Here is a 21139-nt window from a genome sequence, read left to right as displayed (position 1 = left end):
CCCCCCGTCGCCTACTTCCCGTCCTTGACGGGCTCCCCCTTCTCGGCGCGATCGGAGTCGGCGGCACCGTCCTTCTCATTGTCCCCGGCCGGGGCCTGCTCCTCGGCCTCGGGTGCCTCGCCGTCCGCCGCGGGCTCGGACTCCGCCTCGGAATCGGCCTCGGAATCGGCCTCAGAGTCCGCCTTGGACTCCGGCTTGGACTCCGGCTTGGACTCCGGCTTGGACTCCGGCTCGGACTCCGGCTCGGACTCCGGCTCGGACTCCGGCTCGGACTCCGGCTCGGAATCGGCCTCGGAGTCGGCCGTCTCCGTCTCGGTGGCGGTGCCGTCGGCCTCCGGCTCGTCCGCCTTCCGCTCGGGGCCGGGCTCCGGCTCGGACTCTTCGGCCTCCGCCTCGGGCTCCTCGGGCTCCTCCGCGGGTGTCGCGGCCTCCGCCTCGGAGTCCGCCTCGGGCTCGGCCCCCGGTTCCTCGTCCGGGGCGGCCACGCTGGAGGCCTCGGCGCCCGCGTCCGCCTCGCCGTCCGCGCCGCGGGCGTCCTCCGGCGTCTCCGACTCCTTCTCCAGGCCGACACCGCCGGGCTTGTCGTCAGGGGCGATCTCGTCGGGCCCGGTCGCGGCCGGGCCCGGCTCGGCGGCGGTCACGGCGCCGACGTTCTCCGGGCCGGTGCGGCCGCGCGCCCGGTACAGGTAGGCGACCGCGCCGACGAAGAGCAGGATCGCCGTCCAGTCGTTCAGCCGCAGCCCGAGGATGTGGTGCGCGTCGTCGATGCGGAGCGCCTCGATCCAGCCGCGCCCCACCGTGTAGGCGGCGACGTACAGGGCGAAGGCGCGCCCGTGCGTGAGCTTGTAGCGGCGGTCGGCCCAGATCACCAGGGCCGCGACGCCGATGCACCACAGCGACTCGTACAGGAACGTCGGGTGGTAGGTGGCGACGTCGGCGTACTTCGGGTCGAGGGCGGGCCCGCCGTCGAGCATCGGCCGGTGGTTCTCGTCGATCTCCAGCGCCCAGAAGGCGTCCAGCGGGCGGCCGTACAGCTCCTGGTTCCAGTAGTTGCCCCAGCGGCCGATCGCCTGCGCGAGCGCGATGCCGGGCGCCACCGCGTCGGCCAGCGCCAGCACCGAGATCCCGCGGCGCCGGCAGCCGATGAGCGCGCCGACCGCGCCGAGCGCGACGGCGCCCCAGATGCCGAGGCCGCCCTTCCAGATCTCCAGCGCCCGGAGCGGATCGCCGTCCTCCCCGAAGTACCGCTGGTAGTCGGTGACGACGTGGTAGAGGCGCCCGCCGACGAGGCCGAACGGCACCGCCCACACGGCCACGTCGATGATCACACCGGGGGTGCCGCCCTTGGCGGCCCAGCGGCGCTCGCCGAGCCAGACGGCGACGACGATACCCAAGATGATCATGATGGCGTAGGCCCTGAGCGGGAGCGGGCCGAGGTGCCAGACGCCCTGCGAAGGGCTCGGGATGGAGGCGACCGGGTGCATGACCGTTGACGTTACCGCCTCCGGGGCGCAGCGCGCGCCGTCTCCGCCACAGCGCGCGCCATCCCCGCCGAGGCGGCGCGGTCAGGCCCGCCGCGCTCCGGGCGGCGCGGTGCGCGCGGCGTCCGCGGTGCCGCCGGAGTTGGTGGTCCCGGGGGCGGGGGCGGGCCCGCCGCCGGCCTGCGCGACGGCCTTCCGGAGCCCGGCGGGTGAGCCGATCACCTCGTCGCCCGCCTTCTCGCCGTTCAGCGCCAGGTACGGGGTCGAGTCGACGCCGGCCCTGCCCGCCTGGGCGCTCGCCTGGTCGACCGTCTCGATCCGCTGGTTCCCGTTGACGCAGGCGGCGAAGGACGGGTCCGCGACGCCCAGATCGGCGGCCCACTTGATCAGGTCCGGCGCGGCGAAGCCGCTGTCGCCCTCCGGGGGCTGCTCGGCGAAGAGCCTGTCGTGGTACCTCACCCAGTGCGAGGCGGGCATGCAGGCGGCGGCGTTCGCGGCCCGCCGCGAGTTCGACATCAGCGGGTCCTGCTGGAACAGCTGGAACGGCCGGTAGACGACCTTGACCTTGCCCTCGGCGGCGAGCTGCTTCATCGTCCCGCCGAGCCGCTCCTCCATCACCCGGCACGCCGGGCACTGGAAGTCCTCCCAGACGTCGAGGACGGGGGCGGTGACGCCCGGCTGCGCCATCGCGACCGACCCGTCCTGCTGCCGGGTGGCGGGCGCCAGCGCGCCCTTGTAGGAGTCCTCCAGCGGCTCGTCCCCGCCCCGGGAGAGCGCCACCACGGCCACCGCGACCGCGACCGCCGCCACCGCGACGCCGCCGAGGACGACCGCCAGCGCCCGCCGCCGCCGCGCCGCGGCCCTGGCCCGTTCCTCCGCGAGACGCCCGCGCGCGGACGGTCCCCTCCCCTGCTCGCTCATCGATCCCCCGATCGGCCACTGTGCGTGTTCGTGAGCTCGCACCAGCGTAACGGGGAAGGGCCCGGCGGGTGCCGGAAAGCGCCGCGCCGCGCCGTCCCGGCGGGGACGGCGCGGCGTGCGGGTCCGTGCCGCGGCGGGGGCCGCGTTTCAGGAGGGCGCGCTCACTTGCCGGCCGCGGCGGCCGACTCGACGGTCGCCCGCAGGGCGGCCGGGTTCATGAACTGCGTCGACTCGAGCTTCTGGCCGTTCAGGAAGACCGTCGGCGTGCCGTCGACACCGCGCTCCTGAAGGGCGTACTTGGTCATCGCGTCGACCGTGGACTTCTTCTGCTCGTCCCGCACGCACTTCTCGAAGCCGGCGTCGGTGACACCGACGTCCTTGCCCCACTTTACGAGGTCGTCCGGGGAGAAGCCCTCCTCGCCCTCGGCGGGCTGGAACCGGAACAGCGCGTCGTGGTAGGAGATCCACTTGTCGGCCGGGACGCAGAGCGCCGCCTCGGCCGAGCGCAGCGAGTTGATCTTGATGGGATCCTTCTGCTGGCCGAACAGGTGGAAGGGCCGGTAGACGACCTTGACCTTGCCCTGCACCGCGAGGTCCTCGATGGTCTTGCCGGTGGCCTCCTCGAACTGCTTGCAGATCGGGCACTGGAAGTCCTCGAAGATCTCCAGCTCCGGCTTGGTCACCCCCGCCTTCGCCATCACGATCGAGCCGTCCTGCTGGCGGCTCAGCGGGGCGAGCGCGCCCTTGTGCACCTCGGCCCGCCCGTTCTTGCGCTGCTGGTCGATGATCAGGACGGTGGCGACCACGACCACCGCCACGGTGACCACCGACCCGAGGATGATGGCGAGCAGCCGCCGCTGCTTCTGCCGCGCCGCCTGCCGCTTGCGCTCGGCGGCCAGGCGCTCCCTCGCGGACCGCTCTCGTGCGGCCTTGCTCATTGGTTCTCCTAAGCGTGCGGACCCGCGCCGGCACCGTGCGGCGCGGTAACGGCGAGACTAGTCGACCTGACCGATCCGCCGGAATTCGTCGATCAGAACGAGGATGAAGAGCAGTGCGGTGATGACATGGACGCCCGTGCACCACAGGCAGATCTTGTGCAGGATCGCCAGTTCGACGGTGACGAGGTAGACGACGAACAGCACGCCCACCGCGACGCTCGCCACCCGCGCCCAGCGCAGCGGCGGCCACAGCGACCGCAGCGCCCACGGGGTCAGCAGCGCGCCGAACGCCACGAAGAACGCGAGGCCGAGCAGCGGCATCGGGATCCCCAGCAACGTGGAGTACTCGCTCGTCGTGACGGCGTGGCAGTCCACGGTCCTGGACGCCGAGCAGACCAGCGCGCCCTCGTCGTAGTGCGTGACCGTCAGGTAGACGGAGATCCCGAGGCCGGCGAGCGTCAGGACCCAGGCCGTGACCTGGAACCACACGGGCGGCGTCCGCGGCCCGGTCGTCCCGGGCCGGCCCGTCGCCGTCATCTCTTGCGTCATCGTGATCCTTCCGGGACCGCCTCCGCCGGCGAACACACCCTATTGGAGAGCGGAGGCGGCACAAGACAGGAACTCGGCGGGCGGCGCCGGGAGTTCCCGCGGCGCCGGAAAACGTGCGCGGAGCGGCGCCGCGGACGCCGCCCGGCCGGCGAGCGTAGGGCGGGTCGCGGTCAGCGGCCCTGCCGGACGCCCGCCGCCAGCTCCTCGGTCAGCGCGCGGATCCCGGCCACGCCGGAGGCGAGGTCGGGCGCGTCCAGGAGGCGGCGGACGAACGCCGATCCGACGATCACCCCGTCCGCGAACCCGGCGACCTCGGCGGCCTGCGCGCCGGTGCCGACGCCGAGGCCGAGGCCGACCGGCAGCGGCGTGCCGCTCGCCTCGATGATCGCGCGGGTCCGCTCGACCAGGCGCGGGGCACCGGTGTCGACCGCGGAGCGGGCGCCGGTGACGCCCATCAGCGACGCCGCGTAGACGAAGCCGCGGCACTGCCGGGTGATCGTCGCGATCCGCTCGTCGGTGGAGCTGAGCGCGACGAGGAAGACCCGGTCGAGGCCGTGCGCCTCGGACGCCGCCAGCCAGTCGCCGCCCTCCTCCGGCGTCAGGTCGGGGGTGATCAGCCCGGCCCCGCCGGCGGAGGCGAGGTCGCGGGCGAAGGCGTCCACGCCGTAGTGGTCGACGGGGTTCCAGTACGTCATGACGAGGGTGGGGACACCGGTGGCGGCGACGGCCTCGACCGTCCGGAACACGTCGGCGACGCGGACCCCGCCGACGAGCGCCCGGTGGACGGCGTCCTGGATGACGGGTCCGTCCATCATCGGGTCGGTGTAGGGCAGGCCGATCTCGATGACGTCGCAGCCCGCGTCGACCATGGCCTTCAGGGCGTCGACGGCGCCCTCGCGGGTCGGGAACCCGGCGGGCAGGTAGCCGACGAGCGCGGCCCGCCCGTCGGCCTTGGCCTTGTCGTAGGCGGTCTGGGCGGTCACGCGCTCTCCCCCTCGGGCATCAGGCCGAAGAAGGTCGCGGCCGTGTGCATGTCCTTGTCGCCGCGGCCGGACAGGCACACCACGATCACGGCGTCCGGGCCGAGCTCCCGGCCGACCTTGAGCGCGCCGGCCAGCGCGTGCGCGGACTCGATCGCCGGGATGACGCCCTCGGTGCGGCACAGCAGCGCGAACGCGTCCATCGCCTCGGCGTCGGTGATCTCGCGGTACTCGGCGCGGCCGCTGTCGCGCAGCCACGAGTGCTCGGGGCCGACGCCGGGGTAGTCGAGGCCCGCGGAGATCGAGTGGGTTTCGAGGGTCTGGCCGTCGTCGTCCTGCAGCAGGTAGGTCCGCATGCCGTGGATGACGCCGAGGGAGCCGCCGACCAGCGTCGCGGCGTGCCTGCCGCCGGCGACGCCGTCGCCGCCCGCCTCGAACCCGTACAGCCGGACGGACTCGTCCGGGACGAAGGCGTGGAAGGCGCCGATCGCGTTGGAGCCGCCGCCGACGCAGGCGACGACGGCGTTCGGGAGGGCCCCGGTCAGCTCGACGCACTGCCGCCGCGCCTCGACCCCGATGATCCGCTGGAAGTCGCGGACCATCATCGGGAACGGGTGCGGGCCCATGACGGAGCCGATGCAGTAGTGGGTGTCCTCGACGGTGGCGACCCAGTCGCGGAACGCCTCGTTGCAGGCGTCCTTGAGGGTGCGGCTCCCGGTCCGCACCGGGATCACCTCGGCGCCGAGCATCCGCATCCGGGCGACGTTGAGCGCCTGCCGCTCGGTGTCGACCTCGCCCATGTAGACGGTGCAGGTCAGGCCGAGCAGGGCCGCGGCGGTGGCGGTGGCGACGCCGTGCTGCCCGGCGCCGGTCTCGGCGATCAGGCGGGTCTTGCCCATCCGCCGGGTGAGCAGCGCCTGGCCCAGCACATTGTTGATCTTGTGAGACCCGGTGTGGTTGAGGTCCTCGCGCTTGAGCAGCACGCGGGCGCCCGCGTGCTCGGAGAAGCGCTCGGCCTCGGTCAGCAGGCTCGGGCGGCCGGCGTAGTTCGCGAGCAGGTCGTCCAACTCGGCGGTGAAGGCCGGGTCGTCCTTCGCGGTCTCGAACTCGCGGGTCAGCTCGTCCAGCGCCGCCATCAGCGCCTCGGGGGCGAACCGGCCGCCGAACGGCCCGAAGTGGCCCGCGGCGTCGGGCACGGCGCCGGCAGCACCGCGCGCGGCGGTGTCGGTGGTCATGGGAAAACGCGTCCTGTCATGGGAGAAGTGGCTGGAACCGTCGGTGGGGTGCGGACTGACCCCGCCATCGCTCCCGGAGCGGTTCGACCTGCATGCCCTTCACCCTATCCAGCCCCGCGCCGCCGCCGGTCAGCCGCTCTGCCGCAGCGCCGGGTGGGCGCCGGCGGCGACCAGGTCGGCGACCGCGGCGCGCGGGTCCTTGCCGATCACCAGGCTCTCCCCCACCAGCACCGCGTCGGCGCCGCTGGAGGCGTAGGCGAGCAGGTCGTGCGGGCCCCGCACCCCCGACTCGGCGATCTTCACGACGTTCTTGGGCAGCGCGGGCGCGACCCTGGCGAACACGCCGCGGTCGACCTTCAGCGTGCGCAGGTCGCGGGCGTTCACGCCGATGACCTTCGCGCCCGCGTCCACGGCGCGGGCCGCCTCCTCCTCGGTGTGCACCTCGACGAGCGGGACGAGCCCGATCGACCCGGCCCGCTCGACCAGCGACACGAGCGCGTCCTGGTCGAGCGCGGCGACGATGAGCAGCGCCATGTCGGCGCCCGCGGCGCGCGCCTCCCACAGCTGGTAGGAGGTGACGATGAAGTCCTTGCGCAGGACGGAGACGCCGACGTTCGCGCGAACCGCGGCGAGGTCGTCGAGGCTGCCGCCGAACCGGCGCCGCTCGGTCAGCACGCTGATGACCTTGGCGCCGCCGGCCTCGTAGTCGCGGGCGAGCGCGGCGGGGTCGGCGATCGCGGCGAGCGCCCCCTTGGAGGGGCTGCTGCGCTTGACCTCGGCGATGACCGACACGCCCGGCCCGCGCAGCGCGGCGAGCGCGTTCACCGGCGCCGGGGCCTTCGCCGCCCGCTCCTTGAGGGCGTCGAGCGGGACCTCGCGCTGCCTCTCGGCGAGATCGGCCCGGACGCCCTCGATGATCTCGTCCAAAACGCTCAAGGTCGCAGGCCCCCTATTTCAGGTCGTTCCGTGCACCGATCGTAGCCGCCCCCGCCGACGGCCCCGGCGTCAGGGCGCCAGGGCGTGCGCGAACGGCAGGTTGCGGACGATCCAGTAGACGATGAGAACTCCGACGAACGAGTACGCGACCGCCGGCCTCAGCAGGGCGGACCGCATGGGCAGCCCCTGCGCGGTCCTGACCGTCCAGCGGACGTAGAGGTATGCGAAGACCGGGAGCATCACGAAGAGCAGCGGGTTGAAGCCGAAGGCGGCGCCCAGGTGGCCGTGCGTGAGCGCGTAGACGAGCCGCGTCATCCCGCAGCCGGGGCAGTGGAAGCCGGTCAGGGCCAGGAACGGGCAGCCCGGGTAGTGGCCGGGCTCGCTGGGGTCGTCGCGGAACGCGACCACGAGGGTGCCGGCGACGACCCCGCCGAGCACCGCGGCCTGCGGGGCGAGCGCCCGCGCCGGGCGCCGCCGCCCGGTGGGGCCGGCGTGCTCGTGGGCGTGGACCGGTGCGCGCGTCACGCCCTCCAGCCTAGGCCGCCGGGCCGGTCAGGCGTCCAGGACGTAGCCGACGCCCCGGACGGTCCTGATGGGGCTGCCCTCGCCGAGCTTGGCGCGCAGCTGGGCGATGTGGACGTCGACGGTGCGGCTTCCGGCGCCGGCACCGGGGCCCCACGCGGCGTCCAGGAGCTGCTCCCGGGTGAAGACGCGGCCGGGATTGGCCATCAGGAACTCCAGGAGGTCGAACTCGGTGACGGTGAGCGGGACGCGGCGCTCGCCGACGGCGGCGGCCCTGCCGCGGGGGTCGAGGGAGACGCGGCCGGCCCGCAGCGGGCCGGGCGCCTCGACCGGGCCGTCGCGGCGCAGGGCCTCGGCGACGGCGGCGACGAGGACGCGGGGACCGAAGGGCCGGTCGACGCGGTGGTCGCCGAGGGCCCGGGCGACGACGGGGTCGAGGGGCCCGGTGACGGCGACGACGGGCGCCGGGCGGGCGGCGTCCGCGACGCGCCGGTACAGGTCGGCGGGCAGCGCCGAGGTGGACAGGTCCAGGACGACGACGTCGGGGCGGCTGCGCTCGGCCGCGGCCGCAGCGCCGGCGGGGTCGGCCTCGATCTCGACGTCGAAGCCCTCCCGGGCGAGGTAGCGGCGCTCCAGCTCGGCGACGGCCGGATCGTGCTCGATCACCAGGACGAGCCCGCCGCCGTCGGCGTTCACGGGCGGCCGTTCCGCCGGGCGGTCGGGTCCTCGCCGCGGTCGAGCGACCGCCACATCGCGGACGGGTCGTCCTCGGCCGGACCGTCCCCGGCCGGGGCCGCCGCGGTCCTCGCCGGGGCCGCGCGCTCGTAGCGGGACGACAGGCCGGGCCAGCGGTTCCCGCGGACGGCGGTGAGGAGCCCGGCGACGGCGAGGAGGACCCCGCCGGTGACCGAGACCATCCACCACTGGTTCACGTCGAGGGCCGGGTCGCCGCCGAGCCTGATCAGGGCGCTCTTGTCGCCCGCGGCGGACAGCACGCTGGGGCGCTGCACGGCGGCGGCCGAGGCGTAGGCGATGCCCGCGCCGAACAGGGCGATGAGGACGCCGGCGGCCGCGCGGACGCGGCCGCGGGCGGCGAACAGGGTGGCGAGACCGGCGAGCCCGGCCCAGCCGAGGGCTCCCGCGGCGCCGCCGAGGTCGCCGCCGGTCAGGGTCTGCGTGAAGGGGGTGATGGCCTCGCGCGCCTCGACGGTGGCCCAGGTGCGCCCGGCGGCGAGCAGCGCGAGGCCCGCGCCGGCGGCGCACAGCAGCGCCGTCAGGCCGCGTTCGCGTGCGGGCGTCATGAGGGGCGCCCGGGGCGTTCACCGGCCGCGGCGTCCGGGACGCGGGCGTCCCCGGCGGTGTCCCGGCAGGTGCGGTCGCCCGTGCGGCAGGCCCCCGTGCGGTGCAACATGCGCCCGAGTTTATGGCAGGGCCTCCGGCGACCCGCTCCGCCCCGGCGGCGGGGTTCCCGCCGGGGGAACCGGGGCCGGAGAAACACCGAGGCCCGCCCTCCTGGCGGTGGGGGGCGGGCCCTGGCGTACGACTACGGGTGTTACAGGGGGACGACCTGGTCGGCCTGCGGACCCCGGTTACCCTGCGTCACCTCGAACTGGACGCGCTGGTTCTCGTCCAGCGTGCGGTACCCGGAGGTCTGGATAGCCGAGTAGTGCACGAACACGTCCGGCCCGCCGCCGTCAACGGCGATGAAGCCGAAACCCTTCTCGGCGTTGAACCACTTCACGGTGCCCTGCTGGGGCATGTCTTTCTCCTTGCGGCAAAACCTGGGCCCACACCTCGCGGGCCCGTGCGGTCGCTGCGGAACGCTCTCGCCCCCGGTACGGTCCCGGAAAAGCCAAAACGCCCGCTGCCATCAGTCCGCGGGCGTCTGAACGATCGAGAACCACGACTGCAACCGACCGGACCACCGTATCACCGCTCCCGCGTAAAGCGGAGGAGCCGCAAGGCTTGCGATTCTCCTCTCGGCGAACCGTGCCGTTACCTGCCCGTTAAAGACTCCAACCGGCCTCCGTCAGAGTCTTGACAGCGCCCGTGTCCCCGGTGAGGCGGACCTTCGCGACGTCCCGGCGGCCCAGTGCCCACAGGACGAGTTCGCCGACCGGCCCGTGCACGCGGACGGCGCCGCGGGAGCGCCGGCCGCCGCCGGAGACGCGCGCGCTCCGGCCGTCCGGCTGGACGAGCGTTACCTCGACGTGAACCTTTCTTAGGACAAAGCGGGCAATTTTTATCCGCCGCCAGAGAAGTTCCTCGAGTTCCGCCGAGATCTCCCGGGGCTCCCAGTCGGGACGCGCCCGGCGGATGTCCTCATGGTGCACAAAGAACTCGACGCCGTTCGCGATTTTGTCGACCCCGGGAAGCGCGTAGGGCGAGAACTTCGGCGGACCCTGCCGAAACCGTTCCACCAGCGTCTCGAACGGGACGGCACGCGCCGTCCTTCGCCGCACACGTTCGGTATAGAACTCCAGCGGCGGGAGAAGGATTCCGGGGGCGGCGTCGGGACGCCCTTCCCGGACGACCAGATGCGCGGCCAGGTCGCGCGCGTCCCAGCCGGCACACCTGGTGACCGCATCCGGTCCCGCCTCGGCCAGGGCGCCGGCCAGCAGCAGCCGCTCGCGGCGGACCGGGCCGTCCTCGGGAGTGCTCATCGCCCGATCGTAGGCCGCGGCCGGACGGTCGGGAATAAGCGCCGTGACCGGATGGTAGGCAATATCCGGGCCCGCGAGTCCCCCACCGCGGTCGCACGGGGGCATCCCACCGGGCTGCCGTCCGTGATCGAGGAGTTGCCGTGCCACCAGCTTCCAGACGCGTCAGCCCGCATGTCCTGAGAGAAGGGCTCGGCGTGCTGTGGGTGGCCGTGAAGGCCGAGCCCCGGGTCTTCACGGCGTCGGTGCTCGCGAGCGCCCTGTACGCGGTGATGACGGTGGCGACCGCGCAGGTGCTCGGCTGGACCACCGAGGAGGTCGTGCTGCCGGCGTTCGCGTCCGGGAGCACGACGGCGGGGGCGCTCGCCGGGGCCGCCGCCCTCATCATGGCGGTGGCGCTGCTGAAGGCGCTCGGCGTCGCGGGCCGCCGCTTCTACGCCGGGCTCATGCAGTACCGGATGCAGGCGTCCTACCGCCGCTCGGTGACCCGGCAGTACCTGCGGCTGCCGCTGGCATGGCACCACCGGCACCCGACCGGGCAGCTGCTGTCGAACGCCAACGCCGACGTGGAGGCGGTGTGGGCGCCGATCGCGCCGCTGCCGATGGCGGTCGGCGTCGTGTTCATGCTGCTGATCGCGGCCGTGTCGATCCTGGTCACCGACGTGGTCATCGCCGCGGTCGGCTTCCTGGTCTTCCCCGCCGTGGCGCTCATCAACGTCGTCTACCAGCGGCGGCTGTCCCCGGTGGCGACCCGGGCGCAGCAGCTGCGCGCCGAGGTCAGCGAGGTCGCGCACGAGAGCTTCGAGGGCGGCCTGGTCGTCAAGACCCTCGGCCGGGAGGCGGCGGAGACCGAGCGGTTCGCGGAGCGGGCGCGGGCGCTGCGGGACGCCAACATCGCGGTCGGCCGGATCCGCGGGCTCTTCGACCCGGTGCTGGAGGCGCTGCCGAACCTGGGCGTGCTCGCCGTCCTGCTGATCGGCTCGCTGCGGCTGGAGTCGGGCGCCATGTCGGCGGGCGACCTGGTGAACGTCGCCTACCTGTTCACGCTGCTGTCGTGGCCGATCCGCGCGCTGGGCTGGGTGCTCGGGGAGGTGCCGCGCAGTGTCGTCGGGTGGAGGCGGGTCCGCGGCGTCCTGGACGCCACCGGGTCCCTCCCGTACGGGGACCGCTCGCTGGACGGCTCCGGCACGGCGACCGAGATGGAGGTCCGCGAGATCCGGTTCGCCTACGAGGGGGCGGGCGAGGGGGACGCCCCGCACCGCGTCCTGCACGACGTGTCGTTCGCCGCGTCCCCCGGCCGGACCATCGCGATCGTCGGCCCGACGGGCTCGGGCAAGTCCACGCTGACCTCGCTGCTCGTCCGGCTGGTCGACCCGGCCGACGGGTCCGTCCTGCTGGACGGCGTCGACCTGCGGGACGTCGAGCGCGGCGGGGTCGCGGCGACGGCGGCGCTCGTCCCGCAGCAGACGTTCCTGTTCGACGACACCGTCCGCGGCAACGTGACGCTCGGCCTCGGCATGCCGGACGAGAGGGTCTGGGAGGCGCTGCGGCTCGCCCAGGCCGACGGGTTCGTCGCCGCCCTCCCCGACGGGCTCGACACGAGGGTGGGCGAGCGCGGGGCGACCCTGTCGGGCGGCCAGCGGCAGCGCCTCGCGCTGGCGCGGGCACTGGCGCGCCGGCCGCGGCTCCTCGTCCTGGACGACGCGACGTCCAGCGTCGACCCGCAGGTCGAGGCGCGCATCCTGCAGAGCCTCCAGGAGGCGCAGTCGGGCGAGGCGGGCGGCGCGACCGTAGTGGTCGTCGCCTACCGCAAGGCGACGATCGCGCTGGCCGACGAGGTCGTGTACATGGAGCACGGCCGCGTCATCGCCCGCGGCGCCCACGCCGACCTGCTGGAGCGTTCCGAGGGCTACCGCAACCTCGTCAACGCCTACGAGCGGGCCGAGGCGGAGCAGGAAGCGGTCGAAGGCGGCGAGGAGGCCCTGGCATGACGGTGACGGAGACGGCCCGCGCGGCGACATCCGGCGGACTCGGCGACGCCGCCGCCGACGGCGCGATCCGCACGCTCCGGCGCGGGCTGGGGCTGAGTCCCGAGTTCCGCGCGGGCCTGGCCGGGACGCTGGCGCTCGCGCTGGTCTCGACGGCCGGGCGGGTGGTGGTGCCGATCGCCGTCCAGCAGACGATCGACAAGGGCCTCGGGCGGCCGGGCGGCCCCGACATCGCCTTCATCCGGACGGCGGTGCTGCTGTGCGCGGGCGCCGTGCTGCTGACGGCGGTGTGCGCGTACCTGATGAACGTCCGGCTGTACAAGACGTCCGAGGGCGGCCTCGCGGGGCTGCGCGTGAAGGCGTTCCGGCACGTCCACGACCTGTCGATGCTCACCCAGAGCGGCGAGCGCCGCGGGGCGCTCGTGTCGCGGGTGACGAGCGACGTCGACCAGATCAGCCAGTTCATGCAGTCGGGCGGGCTGATGTTCATCGTCTCGATGGGCCAGCTGATCGTGGCGAGCGTGCTGATGGTCGTGTACTCGTGGCAGCTGGCGCTGCTGGTGTGGGCGGCGTTCGTGCCGCTGGCGTTCGCGCTGCGCCGCTTCCAGCGGATCCTGTCGAAGGCCTACATGCGGGTGCGGGAGCGGATGGGCGACCTGCTGGCGGCGGTCAGCGAGTCCGTCGTGGGCGCGCCGGTCATCCGCGCGTACGCGTCGGAGGAGCGCACCGGCCGGCGGGTGGACGACACCGTGGAGGCCTACCGCTCGTCGCAGGCCCGCGCGCAGGCGATGGTCGCGCTCACGTTCCCGGTCAGCGAGCTGGTCGCGGCGCTCGCCATCGCCGCCGTCGTCATCGCCGGGACGCTCCTCGGCATCGCCGGGGAGGTGTCGGCGGGCAGGCTGGTCGCGTTCCTGTTCCTGGTCACCCTGTTCGTCAGCCCGATGCAGACGGCGACGGAGGTCCTCAACGAGGGGCAGAACGCGATCGCGGGCTGGCGGCGGGTCCTCGGCGTGCTGGACACCGTCCCCGACGTCGCCGACCCCGGCGACGCGGGCGAGACGCTGCCGCGCGGCCCGATCGAGGTGCGGTTCGAGTCCGTCGGGTTCGCCTACCCGGGCGGCCCGCCCGTCCTGCACGACGTGGACGCCCACATCGCGCCGCGCGGCCGCGTCGCGATCGTCGGGCAGACGGGCTCGGGCAAGACGACGTTCGCCAAGCTCCTCACCCGCCTCATGGACCCGGTCTCCGGCCGGATCCTCGTGGACGGGGTGCCGCTGGACCGCGTCCGGTTCTCCTCGCTGCGCGAGCGGATCGTGATGGTGCCGCAGGACGGGTTCCTGTTCGACGCCTCGCTCGCCGACAACATCAGGTACGGGAGCCCGGACGCGACCGACGAGGACCTCCTCCTCGCGCTCACCGAGCTCGGGCTCGCCGACTGGCTCGACGGGCTCCCCCAGGGCCTCGGCACGCCGGTCGGGCAGCGCGGCGAGTCGCTGTCGGCGGGCGAGCGCCAGCTCGTCGCGCTGGCCCGCGCCTACATCGCCGACCCGGACCTGCTCGTCCTGGACGAGGCGACGTCCGCCGTCGACCCGGCCACCGAGGTCCGGATCCAGCGGGCGCTGGACGGGGCTACCCGGGGCCGCACAGCCATCTCCATCGCGCACCGCCTGTCCACGGCGGAGGCGGCCGACGAGGTGATCGTCTTCGAGGCGGGGCGCATCGTCCAGCGCGGCCCCCACGCCGCGCTGGTCGCCCGGCCGGGCGTGTACGCCGACCTCCACGCCTCCTGGAGAGCCCAGAGGACCCTGTGAAGGACATGACTACCTGGGGTAAAGCACTTGCCCGTTATCTACTCTCGTGCGCATTCTGCTGGGGTGAGTAACGAGGTCGTGTTGGAATCGGCGGGCACGCTGCACGGTCAACTGCAGCGGGGGCTCGGGAGGGCCGCGCGGCGCGCGGCGGACAGGCCCGGCGCGGGCGAGTACGTGTACGAGTGCGTGCGGAGGGATCCGCGGTGGGATCGCCAATGCGAGTCACGGCGCCTGTATTACGCCCGGTTGATGGTCGATCTGGAGCTATCGGTCGGACCGGTCGCCGAACATCTGTTCGATCCGTCCGACCATACCGATCCCGACGAGTGGCGGGTCGATCTGGCGCTGGGCGTCCTCGCGGACCTGGTGCGGCTGAGCCGGCGGGAGGCGGCGGCGCCGCTGCGCCGGTACGCCGAGGAGGGCGCGCAGTGGTTCGACGCGGTCGCCGAACTCATCGACCTCGAAGACCCCGCACTGACCACCGGTTTGGACGAGCTGGTCGCCGCGAGGTGCGACGACGCGGACCTGGCGCTGCTGATACCGGCGGGGCGCAACCCGGTGATCGAGGCGTGGGCGGCGCGGCAGCCGCGGGTGGCGGGGGCGCTGGCGCGGCAGCGGGAGGCGGGGCTGGCGGCGCGCCGCGCGGTGGTCACCGCCCCGGGGCGCGCCCGGCAGAGCGACGCCGAGCTGCTGGAGCTCGCCAGGCGGCGGGGCGAGGGCGCCATCGCGGCGATCTTCGAGCTGGGCCGGCGGCGGACGCTGGCGCTGCTGGACCTGGCGGAGGAGCTGCTGCCGCAGCGGCCGAGCCGGTTCGGCGGCGCGGTGTGCCGGGCGCTGCGGGAGTACGGGCCGGAGACGCTGCCGCGGGCGCGGGCGTGGGCGGCCGAGCGCGGCGGGTGCGCCGACATGGGCCTGCGGATCCTCGCCCGGTACGGCACCCGGCAGGACATCCCGCTGCTGATGGACGAGTTGAACGGGGCGGTCGCCCGGCGCGACTGGGCCGACGCCGCCAGCCCGGTCGAAGGGCTCGGGCGGCTGCGCGCGGGCGAGGCCGTCCCGCTGCTGAAGACCGCTTGGACCGAATCCACCTATGCCTATCTGAGACCCCGCATCCTGACGGCGCTGACGAGAACCGCCCCGCACACCGCCGAGTCCTACACGGCCGAAGGGCTCTGGGACTGCGAGGACGGCGTGCGGGCCGAGGCCGCCCGGTTCGCGCCGCTCACGCGCGAGACGCAGCTGCGGCTGCGGCGGCTCCAGCAGGACGCCGCCGAGGACCCCGACGTCCGCGCCGCCGCGGGCGCCCGCCTCCTGACCTGAGCCCCCGCCGGGCCGAATGAACCTCCCCGGGGCCGGACGCGTACTTCCCACTCGAATCGCGCGTCTCAACCCCGGAGAGGAAGAGCGATGGTCTCCCGACACCATCTCGGCCTGATGAAGACGGTGCCGCTGTGCGCGGCCGTGCTGGCGCTGCCGCTGGCGGCCGGCTGTTCCGCGTCGGACGCGTCGGACGGCAAGACCGCCAAGCCGGCGACGCTGGCGGAGCTGGCCAAGCAGACCGACTGCTCCGTGACCGGAAAGCGGAAGGTCAAGGACCTGGAGCAGGGCAACTGCAAGACCTCTCAGGGACGCTTCGTGCTGCTCAGCTTCACCACCGACAAGGGCATGCACGCGTGGCTGGAGGAGGCCAAGCCCTGGGGCGGGGTGTACCTGGTGGGGGCGCGCTGGGTGGTCGTCAGCCAGCAGAAGACCCTGGAGGGGCTGCGCAAGGACCTGGGCGGCAAGATCGTCCATGGCGACGACCACGGCACCGGCGGGGGCGGCGGTCACGGCTCGGGCCACGGCTGATCCTCACCGGACGTCCGGGCGGCGGAGGCCGCACCCGCGGATTCAGGGCATGCGGGGCGCGGCCGGCCGGTCGCCCGAGTCCTCCTCACCGCGGACGAGCAGGACGCTCCAGCGCTCCAGGGCCGGCCCGATGCGGGCCAGGACGCGGCGCCCCGCCAGCCCGCGGCCGATCATGCCCGGATGCCACAGCGGGTGGCCGGGCCCGTCGACGACGACGCGGACGGCGGCGACCGGCAGGCCGCCGGCGCGGGCGGCGACGACGGCCGACTCCATGTCCGCCGCCCGGGCGCCGCGCGCGGCCCACAGGGCGCGCTCCCCGCCGCGGACGACGTGGTCGGTGGTGACCAGGGGGCCGGTCTGCACGCTCAGGCCGTCCCGGATCAGCTCCGCGGCGAGCAGCCGCGGAGCCGAGCACGGCCTCGCCGCCGCGTCCGGCTCGGGGCCGCGGATCTCGTCGGCGACGAGCACGTCGCCGGGCCGCAGGCGCTCGTCGAGCGCGCCGCCGAAGCCGACGGTGACGAGGGCGGCGCAGGCGCCCGGAAGCCGGGCGGCGTGCCGGGCGCGGTAGCCGACGACCACGACGGGCGTGCGGGTGAGGCCGCGCCGCACCGCCCGCGCCTCCATGCCGAGCGCGGCGCACACCACCGGTCCGAGCACCGGCGCCTCAACGGCATCGTCGATGTTCACCGGTCCAGCGAAACACGGGGTCATCCGGAGATCCAGCGCCATCACCGCGCGGTACGACATTCGCGGTGGACAGTTCCGCCTCACGGAGGGGGCGGGGGCGCGCGCCGCCCGCCTAGACTCCCTCGCATGACCTCCTTTCCCGTTCGGCGGAAGCTGGCCGTACTCCCGTTCGCCCTCCTGCCCCTCGGCGTGCTGGCCGGGTGCGGCGGCGAGAACAGCGAGACCAACTGCAGCGTCAACGCCTGCACGGTGACCTTCGACCGCGGCGTGGACGCGAGCGCGTCCATCCTCGGCGTGAAGGCCGAGCTGGTGAAGGTGGAGGGCCAGATGGTCACCCTGAAGATCGGCGGGCAGACCGTCACCGTCCCGGTCGGCGAGGGCGAGCAGGCCGAGGGGTTCGACGTCTCGGTACAGTCGGTCACCAAGGACCAGGTCGTCGTGAAGATCTCCAACAGCGGCTGACCGCCCTCTATCATTCGTTCATGCGTTCGATCACCGTGGCGGAGCGGCGGGCCCGGCTCGCGCTCCGCCACCGGCTCTCCGCCCAGGCCAGGACCGACGACGTCCTCGACATCGTCCGCTCGATGGTGGTGCTGCACGCCACGGATCCGGCGACCGTGTTCCTGTCGGTCGCGGCGCGCAGCCCCGGCGCCGTTCCGGAGGCGGTGGAGAAGGCCCTGTACCACGACCGCACGCTGCTGCGGATGCTCGCCATGCGCCGGACGATGTTCGTCGCGCCGACCGACCTCGTGCCCGTCCTGCAGGCGTCCACCGCGAACGGCCTGGCGGTGAAGCAGCGCGCCACCTACACGCGGATCATCGAGCGCGGCGGCGACGTCGCCGACGCGCCGGCCCTGTTCGCCGAGGCCGCGGAGGCCGCGCACCGGGCGCTGCTGGCGCGCGGGGAGGCGACGGGCGCGCAGCTCTCGGCGGACGTGCCGCTGCTGCGGACGCAGGTCGACCCGGCGCCCGGCAAGTCCTACTCGCGACCCGGGAACATCACCACGTGGGTCCTGGTCACGCTCGGCTGCGAGGGCCGCATCGTGCGAGGCCGCCCGAACGGGTCGTGGACCAGCAGCCAGTACCGGTGGTCGCCCGTCGAGGCGTGGCTGCCGGACGGCGTCGCGGACGTCCCGGCCGCCGAGGCCCGCGCCGACCTCGCCCGCCGCTGGCTGCGCGCGTTCGGGCCCGCCCCGGCCGCCGACCTGAAGTGGTGGACGGGCTGGAACGCCGGCGACGTCAAGAAGGCGCTCGCCCTGCTGGACGTCACCGAGGTCGACCTCGGCGGGACCACCGGCCTCGTCCTGTCGGACGACCTGGAGCCCGCGCCCGCGCCGGAGCCGTGGGCGGCGCTGCTGCCCGCGCTCGACCCGACCCCGATGGGCTGGCAGGAGCGCGGCTGGTTCCTCGGCGGCCACGGCCCGGCGCTCTTCGACCGGAACGGCAACATCGGCCCGTCCGTCTGGTGGGACGGCCGCGTCGTCGGCGGCTGGGCGCAGCGCAAGGACGGCGAGATCGCCGTCCGCCTCCTGGAGGACGCCGGCTCCGACGCCGAGGCGGCGGTCGCGCGCGAGGCCGAGCGGATGGCGGCCTGGTACGGCGACGTCCGCGCGACCCCCCGGTTCCGCACCCCGCTGGAGCGGGAGCTGACGGCCTGAGACGCCGTCAGCGGTAGGGCCCGGCGGTGAGGGCGGCCCTGCGCTTGGCGCCGCCGCGCCGCACGAGGATGACGACGAACGCGAGCGCGGCGAGCACGCCGAGGCCCAGCGCGACCAGCAGGGCGAGGCCGAGGTAGCCGTGGGCGGTGTCGTCCGGCGTCACCAGGATCACGCCGTCGGTGCCGCGGCAGGTCAGCCGGGCGGAGCCGGACACCGGCGCCTCGAACGTGGCGGTGTAGCGGTAGGACGCGCGGTCCGAGGCGCTCCAGGAGTTCTTCCTCGTCAGCCGGACCGGCCCGGACTCCTGCCCCGCCTCCACCCGGCACGCGTACGGCGACGGGCCGCCCGTGCGGACGTAGACGAAGTACCCGTAGCCCTCGGTCAGCTCGACCGACACCCCGGTCACGGGGTCGCCCACGGCCGCCGGCCCGCCGGCGACCTCGGAGTCGTCCCACAGGAACGCCAGGAGGGTGAAGAACCCCACGGCGGCCACCACGATCAAGGCGACCGGCAGGAGATACCAGCCGGCGCCGGGCCTGACGCGCGCCGCGGGCGCCCAGCCCGGCCCCGCCTGCCCCGGCCCCATGGGCGGGGGCCCCATCGGTACGTTCGACCCGGGCCACATGACTCTCTCCCCCCGGCGGAGCGCTTGTGCGGAACGACAACGATCCCAGAGAACCACGGACCCCGCCAGGGAGCCCCCTGGTAAGGGGCCGCTGATCGCGGCTTTGGGACGCGTCTGTAACGTCGCCCTGGGACAAGGAGGCGGAAGTGACGACATCGTCCGGCCTGGAGCCCGGGACGCTGCCGCCCGGGACCGCCGAGCTGCGGGCACAGGTCCGGGGGTTCCTCGCGGAGACGCCGTTCACGGCCCGTGCCGACAGCTGGCTGACCGGGGCCGACCCCGCGTTCAGCCGGCTGCTGGGCGAGCGGGGCTGGGTCGGCATGACCCTTCCCCGGGAGTACGGCGGGCACGGGCGGTCGCCGCTGGAGCGGTTCGTGGTGGTCGAGGAGCTGCTGGCCGCCGGGGCGCCGGTGGGCGCGCACTGGATCGCCGACCGGCAGACCGGGCCGTCCATCCTCGCCCACGGCACCGAGGAGCAGAAGCGGCGGTTCCTTCCCGCGATCGCGCGCGGCGAGTGCTTCTTCGCGATCGGGATGAGCGAGCCGGACTCCGGGTCCGACCTGGCGTCGGTCCGCACCCGCGCCGAACGCGACGGGGACGGCTGGCGGCTCCGCGGCACCAAGGTGTGGACGAGCGGCGCCCACCTCGCCCACGCGATCCTCGTCCTCGCCCGGAGCGCGCCCGCCGCCCGGGACCGGCACGAGGGCCTCAGCCAGTTCATCGTGACGCTTCCGGACGAACGGGTGGCGATCCGGCCGATCCGGGGCCTGTCCGGCGAGCACCACTTCAACGAGGTGGTGCTCGACGGCGTGTTCGTGCCGGACGCGATGGTCCTCGGGCGCGCCGGCGACGGGTGGCGGCAGGTCACCGCCGAGCTGGCCTACGAGCGCAGCGGCCCCGAACGGCTGCTCAGCACGTTCATGCTCGTCCGGCTCCTGCACGGCCGCGCCGGCGGGCCGGCCGCGCGGCGGGCGCTCGGCGGGCTGACCGCGCGGCTGTGGTCGCTGCGGCAGGCGTCCCTGGCCGTCGCGGGCGCGCTCGCCCGGGGCGAGACGCCCGAGCTGCCCGCCGCGCTCGTCAAGGACCTCGGGACGCGGTTCGAGCGCGAGGTGATCGAGGTGGCGCGCGAGCACGCCGGGGTGGAGCCCGATCCCGGGTCCCCCGATCCGCTCGCCCGCGCGCTGGCCGGGGCGGTCGTCCAGGCGCCCGGGTTCACGCTGCGGGGCGGCACGAACGAGATCCTGCGCGGCATCGTCGCCCGCGGGCTGGGGGTGCGCTGATGGAGCTGCTGGAGGAGACGGCGGGCGAGATCCTGTCCGGTGCCGACCCGTGGCCCGGGCTGGAGGCGTCCGGGCTCGCGCTGGCCGGCGTGCCCGAGGAGGCCGGCGGCAGCGGCGGCACCCTCGCCGACGCCGCCGCCGTCCTGCGCGCCGCCGGATACCACGCGGCCGCCGTGCCGCTCGCCGAGACCCTGGTGGCCGGGCGGCTGCTCGCCGGCGCCGGGCTGCCGGTGCCGCACGGCCCCCTCACGGCCATGTCCGGCGAGGTCGAGGCGGCCTCGGACGGGGACGTGGACGGGGACCGGGGCGGCTGGACGCTGACCGGAACGTTCCGCCGCGTGCCGTGGGCGCGGTCGGCGCGGCGCCTCGTCGTCCTCGGCAACGGCCTCGTCGCCACCGCCGACCCCGCGCGGGCGCGGATCACCGAGGGGGCCAACGTGGCGGGCGAGCCCCGCGACGAGGTCGTCCTGTCCGGCGTCCGGGCGGAGGCGGCGGCGCCGTCCCCGGCCGGCGCGCCGGACCTGCGGCGGCTCGGGGCGCTCGCGCGGGCCGTCCAGCTCACCGGGGCGATGCGGCGGGCGCTGGACCTCGCCGTCCGGTACGCGGGCGAGCGCGAGCAGTTCGGCCGGCCGATCGGCCGGTTCCAGGCCGTCCAGCAGATGCTGGCCGAGCTGGCCGGGGAGGCGACGGTCGCGGACGTCGCGGTGCGGGCGGCCGTCCGCGCCCCGGACGACCCGGTCGCGGTGGCCGCCGCCAAGGCGAACGCGTCGCGGGCGGCGGGCGCGGTCGCGGCGATCGCGCACCAGGTGCACGGGGCCCTCGGCGTGACCGAGGAGCACGCCCTGCGCCAGGTCACGCTGCGGCTGTGGTCGTGGCGGGACGAGTACGGCAACGAGGCCGCGTGGGCGGACGAGCTCGGCGCCGCGATCACCGCCGCGCCCGACCCGTGGGCGTTCATCACCGGGGCCTGACGGTTGCGCACCGGCGCGGCCGGTTACCTTACTAGGGAGTAGCCGACGT

The 21139-nt window shown here is 74.7% G+C and carries 22 protein-coding genes; 8 read left to right on the top strand and 14 right to left on the bottom strand.

Annotated features, from left to right (window positions below):
• Window positions 1-11: 11 nt before the first annotated feature.
• The 12 genes from lgt to K8Z49_RS46405 form a co-directional block, all read right to left on the bottom strand.
• Entirely contained in the window at window positions 12-1484 is a 1473-nt protein-coding gene (gene lgt, locus K8Z49_RS46460; RefSeq protein ID WP_412517079.1) for a prolipoprotein diacylglyceryl transferase, read from the bottom strand.
• An 81-nt stretch (window positions 1485-1565) separates the two neighbouring features.
• Window positions 1566-2402 (bottom strand): DsbA family protein, encoded by an 837-nt coding sequence (locus tag K8Z49_RS46455; RefSeq protein WP_412517078.1) that lies wholly within the window; start codon window positions 2400-2402, stop codon window positions 1566-1568.
• Between the two features lie 161 nt (window positions 2403-2563).
• Complete coding sequence (locus tag K8Z49_RS46450; RefSeq protein WP_075019914.1) at window positions 2564-3340, bottom strand: DsbA family protein; 777 nt, start codon at window positions 3338-3340, stop codon at window positions 2564-2566.
• Between the two features lie 57 nt (window positions 3341-3397).
• Window positions 3398-3889, bottom strand: a complete 492-nt coding sequence (locus tag K8Z49_RS46445; protein ID WP_412517077.1) for a vitamin K epoxide reductase family protein — start codon at window positions 3887-3889, stop codon at window positions 3398-3400.
• Between the two features lie 170 nt (window positions 3890-4059).
• Window positions 4060-4872: a tryptophan synthase subunit alpha gene (gene trpA / locus K8Z49_RS46440; protein WP_024936737.1), complete on the bottom strand. Its 813-nt coding sequence runs from the start codon at window positions 4870-4872 to the stop codon at window positions 4060-4062.
• The gene (gene trpB / locus K8Z49_RS46435; protein WP_412517076.1) at window positions 4869-6104 is read right to left on the bottom strand and encodes a tryptophan synthase subunit beta; all 1236 of its coding nucleotides are present in this window, start codon (window positions 6102-6104) and stop codon (window positions 4869-4871) included. The genes trpA and trpB overlap by 4 nt, the downstream gene beginning before the upstream one ends.
• Window positions 6105-6233: 129 nt before the next feature.
• Entirely contained in the window at window positions 6234-7040 is an 807-nt protein-coding gene (trpC, locus tag K8Z49_RS46430; protein WP_024936738.1) for an indole-3-glycerol phosphate synthase TrpC, read from the bottom strand.
• Between the two features lie 69 nt (window positions 7041-7109).
• Window positions 7110-7565, bottom strand: a complete 456-nt coding sequence (locus tag K8Z49_RS46425; RefSeq protein WP_412517075.1) for a DUF2752 domain-containing protein — start codon at window positions 7563-7565, stop codon at window positions 7110-7112.
• Window positions 7566-7592: 27 nt separating this feature from the next.
• On the bottom strand, window positions 7593-8258 hold the full coding sequence (locus K8Z49_RS46420; protein WP_111833104.1) for a response regulator transcription factor: 666 nt from the start codon (window positions 8256-8258) through the stop codon (window positions 7593-7595).
• On the bottom strand, window positions 8255-8863 hold the full coding sequence (locus K8Z49_RS46415; RefSeq protein ID WP_075019911.1) for a Trp biosynthesis-associated membrane protein: 609 nt from the start codon (window positions 8861-8863) through the stop codon (window positions 8255-8257). Before K8Z49_RS46415 ends, K8Z49_RS46420 begins: the two co-directional genes overlap by 4 nt.
• A gap of 251 nt (window positions 8864-9114) precedes the next feature.
• Window positions 9115-9321, bottom strand: coding sequence for a cold-shock protein (locus tag K8Z49_RS46410; protein WP_026405868.1), 207 nt, complete (start codon window positions 9319-9321; stop codon window positions 9115-9117).
• Window positions 9322-9568: 247 nt separating this feature from the next.
• Window positions 9569-10225, bottom strand: coding sequence for a TIGR03085 family metal-binding protein (locus K8Z49_RS46405; protein ID WP_250369891.1), 657 nt, complete (start codon window positions 10223-10225; stop codon window positions 9569-9571).
• Between the two features lie 140 nt (window positions 10226-10365).
• On the opposite strand from K8Z49_RS46405, the gene K8Z49_RS46400 reads away from it, so the two are divergent.
• The 4 genes from K8Z49_RS46400 (at window position 10366) to K8Z49_RS46385 (ending at window position 15869) form a co-directional block, all read left to right on the top strand.
• Window positions 10366-12213, top strand: coding sequence for an ABC transporter ATP-binding protein (locus K8Z49_RS46400; RefSeq protein ID WP_024936743.1), 1848 nt, complete (start codon window positions 10366-10368; stop codon window positions 12211-12213).
• Complete coding sequence (locus tag K8Z49_RS46395) at window positions 12210-14021, top strand: ABC transporter ATP-binding protein (protein ID WP_021599521.1); 1812 nt, start codon at window positions 12210-12212, stop codon at window positions 14019-14021. Before K8Z49_RS46400 ends, K8Z49_RS46395 begins: the two co-directional genes overlap by 4 nt.
• A 63-nt stretch (window positions 14022-14084) precedes the next feature.
• Complete coding sequence (locus K8Z49_RS46390) at window positions 14085-15341, top strand: hypothetical protein (protein WP_244938865.1); 1257 nt, start codon at window positions 14085-14087, stop codon at window positions 15339-15341.
• Between the two features lie 87 nt (window positions 15342-15428).
• Window positions 15429-15869: a hypothetical protein gene (locus K8Z49_RS46385; RefSeq protein ID WP_021600201.1), complete on the top strand. Its 441-nt coding sequence runs from the start codon at window positions 15429-15431 to the stop codon at window positions 15867-15869.
• Between the two features lie 42 nt (window positions 15870-15911).
• Here the strand turns inward: K8Z49_RS46385 and K8Z49_RS46380 are convergent, their stop codons facing one another.
• The gene (locus tag K8Z49_RS46380; protein ID WP_412517074.1) at window positions 15912-16556 is read right to left on the bottom strand and encodes a hypothetical protein; all 645 of its coding nucleotides are present in this window, start codon (window positions 16554-16556) and stop codon (window positions 15912-15914) included.
• A 126-nt stretch (window positions 16557-16682) separates the two neighbouring features.
• Between K8Z49_RS46380 and K8Z49_RS46375 the strand changes: the two genes are divergently transcribed.
• Entirely contained in the window at window positions 16683-17018 is a 336-nt protein-coding gene (locus tag K8Z49_RS46375; protein WP_021600203.1) for a hypothetical protein, read from the top strand.
• A 20-nt stretch (window positions 17019-17038) separates the two neighbouring features.
• On the top strand, window positions 17039-18214 hold the full coding sequence (locus K8Z49_RS46370; RefSeq protein ID WP_111833102.1) for a winged helix DNA-binding domain-containing protein: 1176 nt from the start codon (window positions 17039-17041) through the stop codon (window positions 18212-18214).
• Window positions 18215-18221: 7 nt separating this feature from the next.
• On the opposite strand, the gene K8Z49_RS46365 is transcribed toward K8Z49_RS46370, so the two are convergent.
• The gene (locus K8Z49_RS46365) at window positions 18222-18815 is read right to left on the bottom strand and encodes a hypothetical protein (RefSeq protein WP_161791027.1); all 594 of its coding nucleotides are present in this window, start codon (window positions 18813-18815) and stop codon (window positions 18222-18224) included.
• A 170-nt stretch (window positions 18816-18985) separates the two neighbouring features.
• Here K8Z49_RS46365 and K8Z49_RS46360 point away from each other — a divergent pair, with 170 nt between their 5' ends.
• The gene (locus K8Z49_RS46360) at window positions 18986-20119 is read left to right on the top strand and encodes an acyl-CoA dehydrogenase family protein (protein ID WP_024935558.1); all 1134 of its coding nucleotides are present in this window, start codon (window positions 18986-18988) and stop codon (window positions 20117-20119) included.
• The gene (locus K8Z49_RS46355) at window positions 20119-21090 is read left to right on the top strand and encodes an acyl-CoA dehydrogenase family protein (RefSeq protein WP_024935559.1); all 972 of its coding nucleotides are present in this window, start codon (window positions 20119-20121) and stop codon (window positions 21088-21090) included. The genes K8Z49_RS46360 and K8Z49_RS46355 overlap by 1 nt, the downstream gene beginning before the upstream one ends.
• Window positions 21091-21139 lie beyond the last annotated feature (49 nt).

The organism is Actinomadura madurae, from assembly GCF_047130825.1.
GTDB classification, from domain to species: domain Bacteria; phylum Actinomycetota; class Actinomycetes; order Streptosporangiales; family Streptosporangiaceae; genus Spirillospora; species Spirillospora madurae.
The sequence above is the reverse complement of the archived record's forward strand: the minus strand, read 5'-3'. Positions and strand labels throughout refer to the sequence as shown.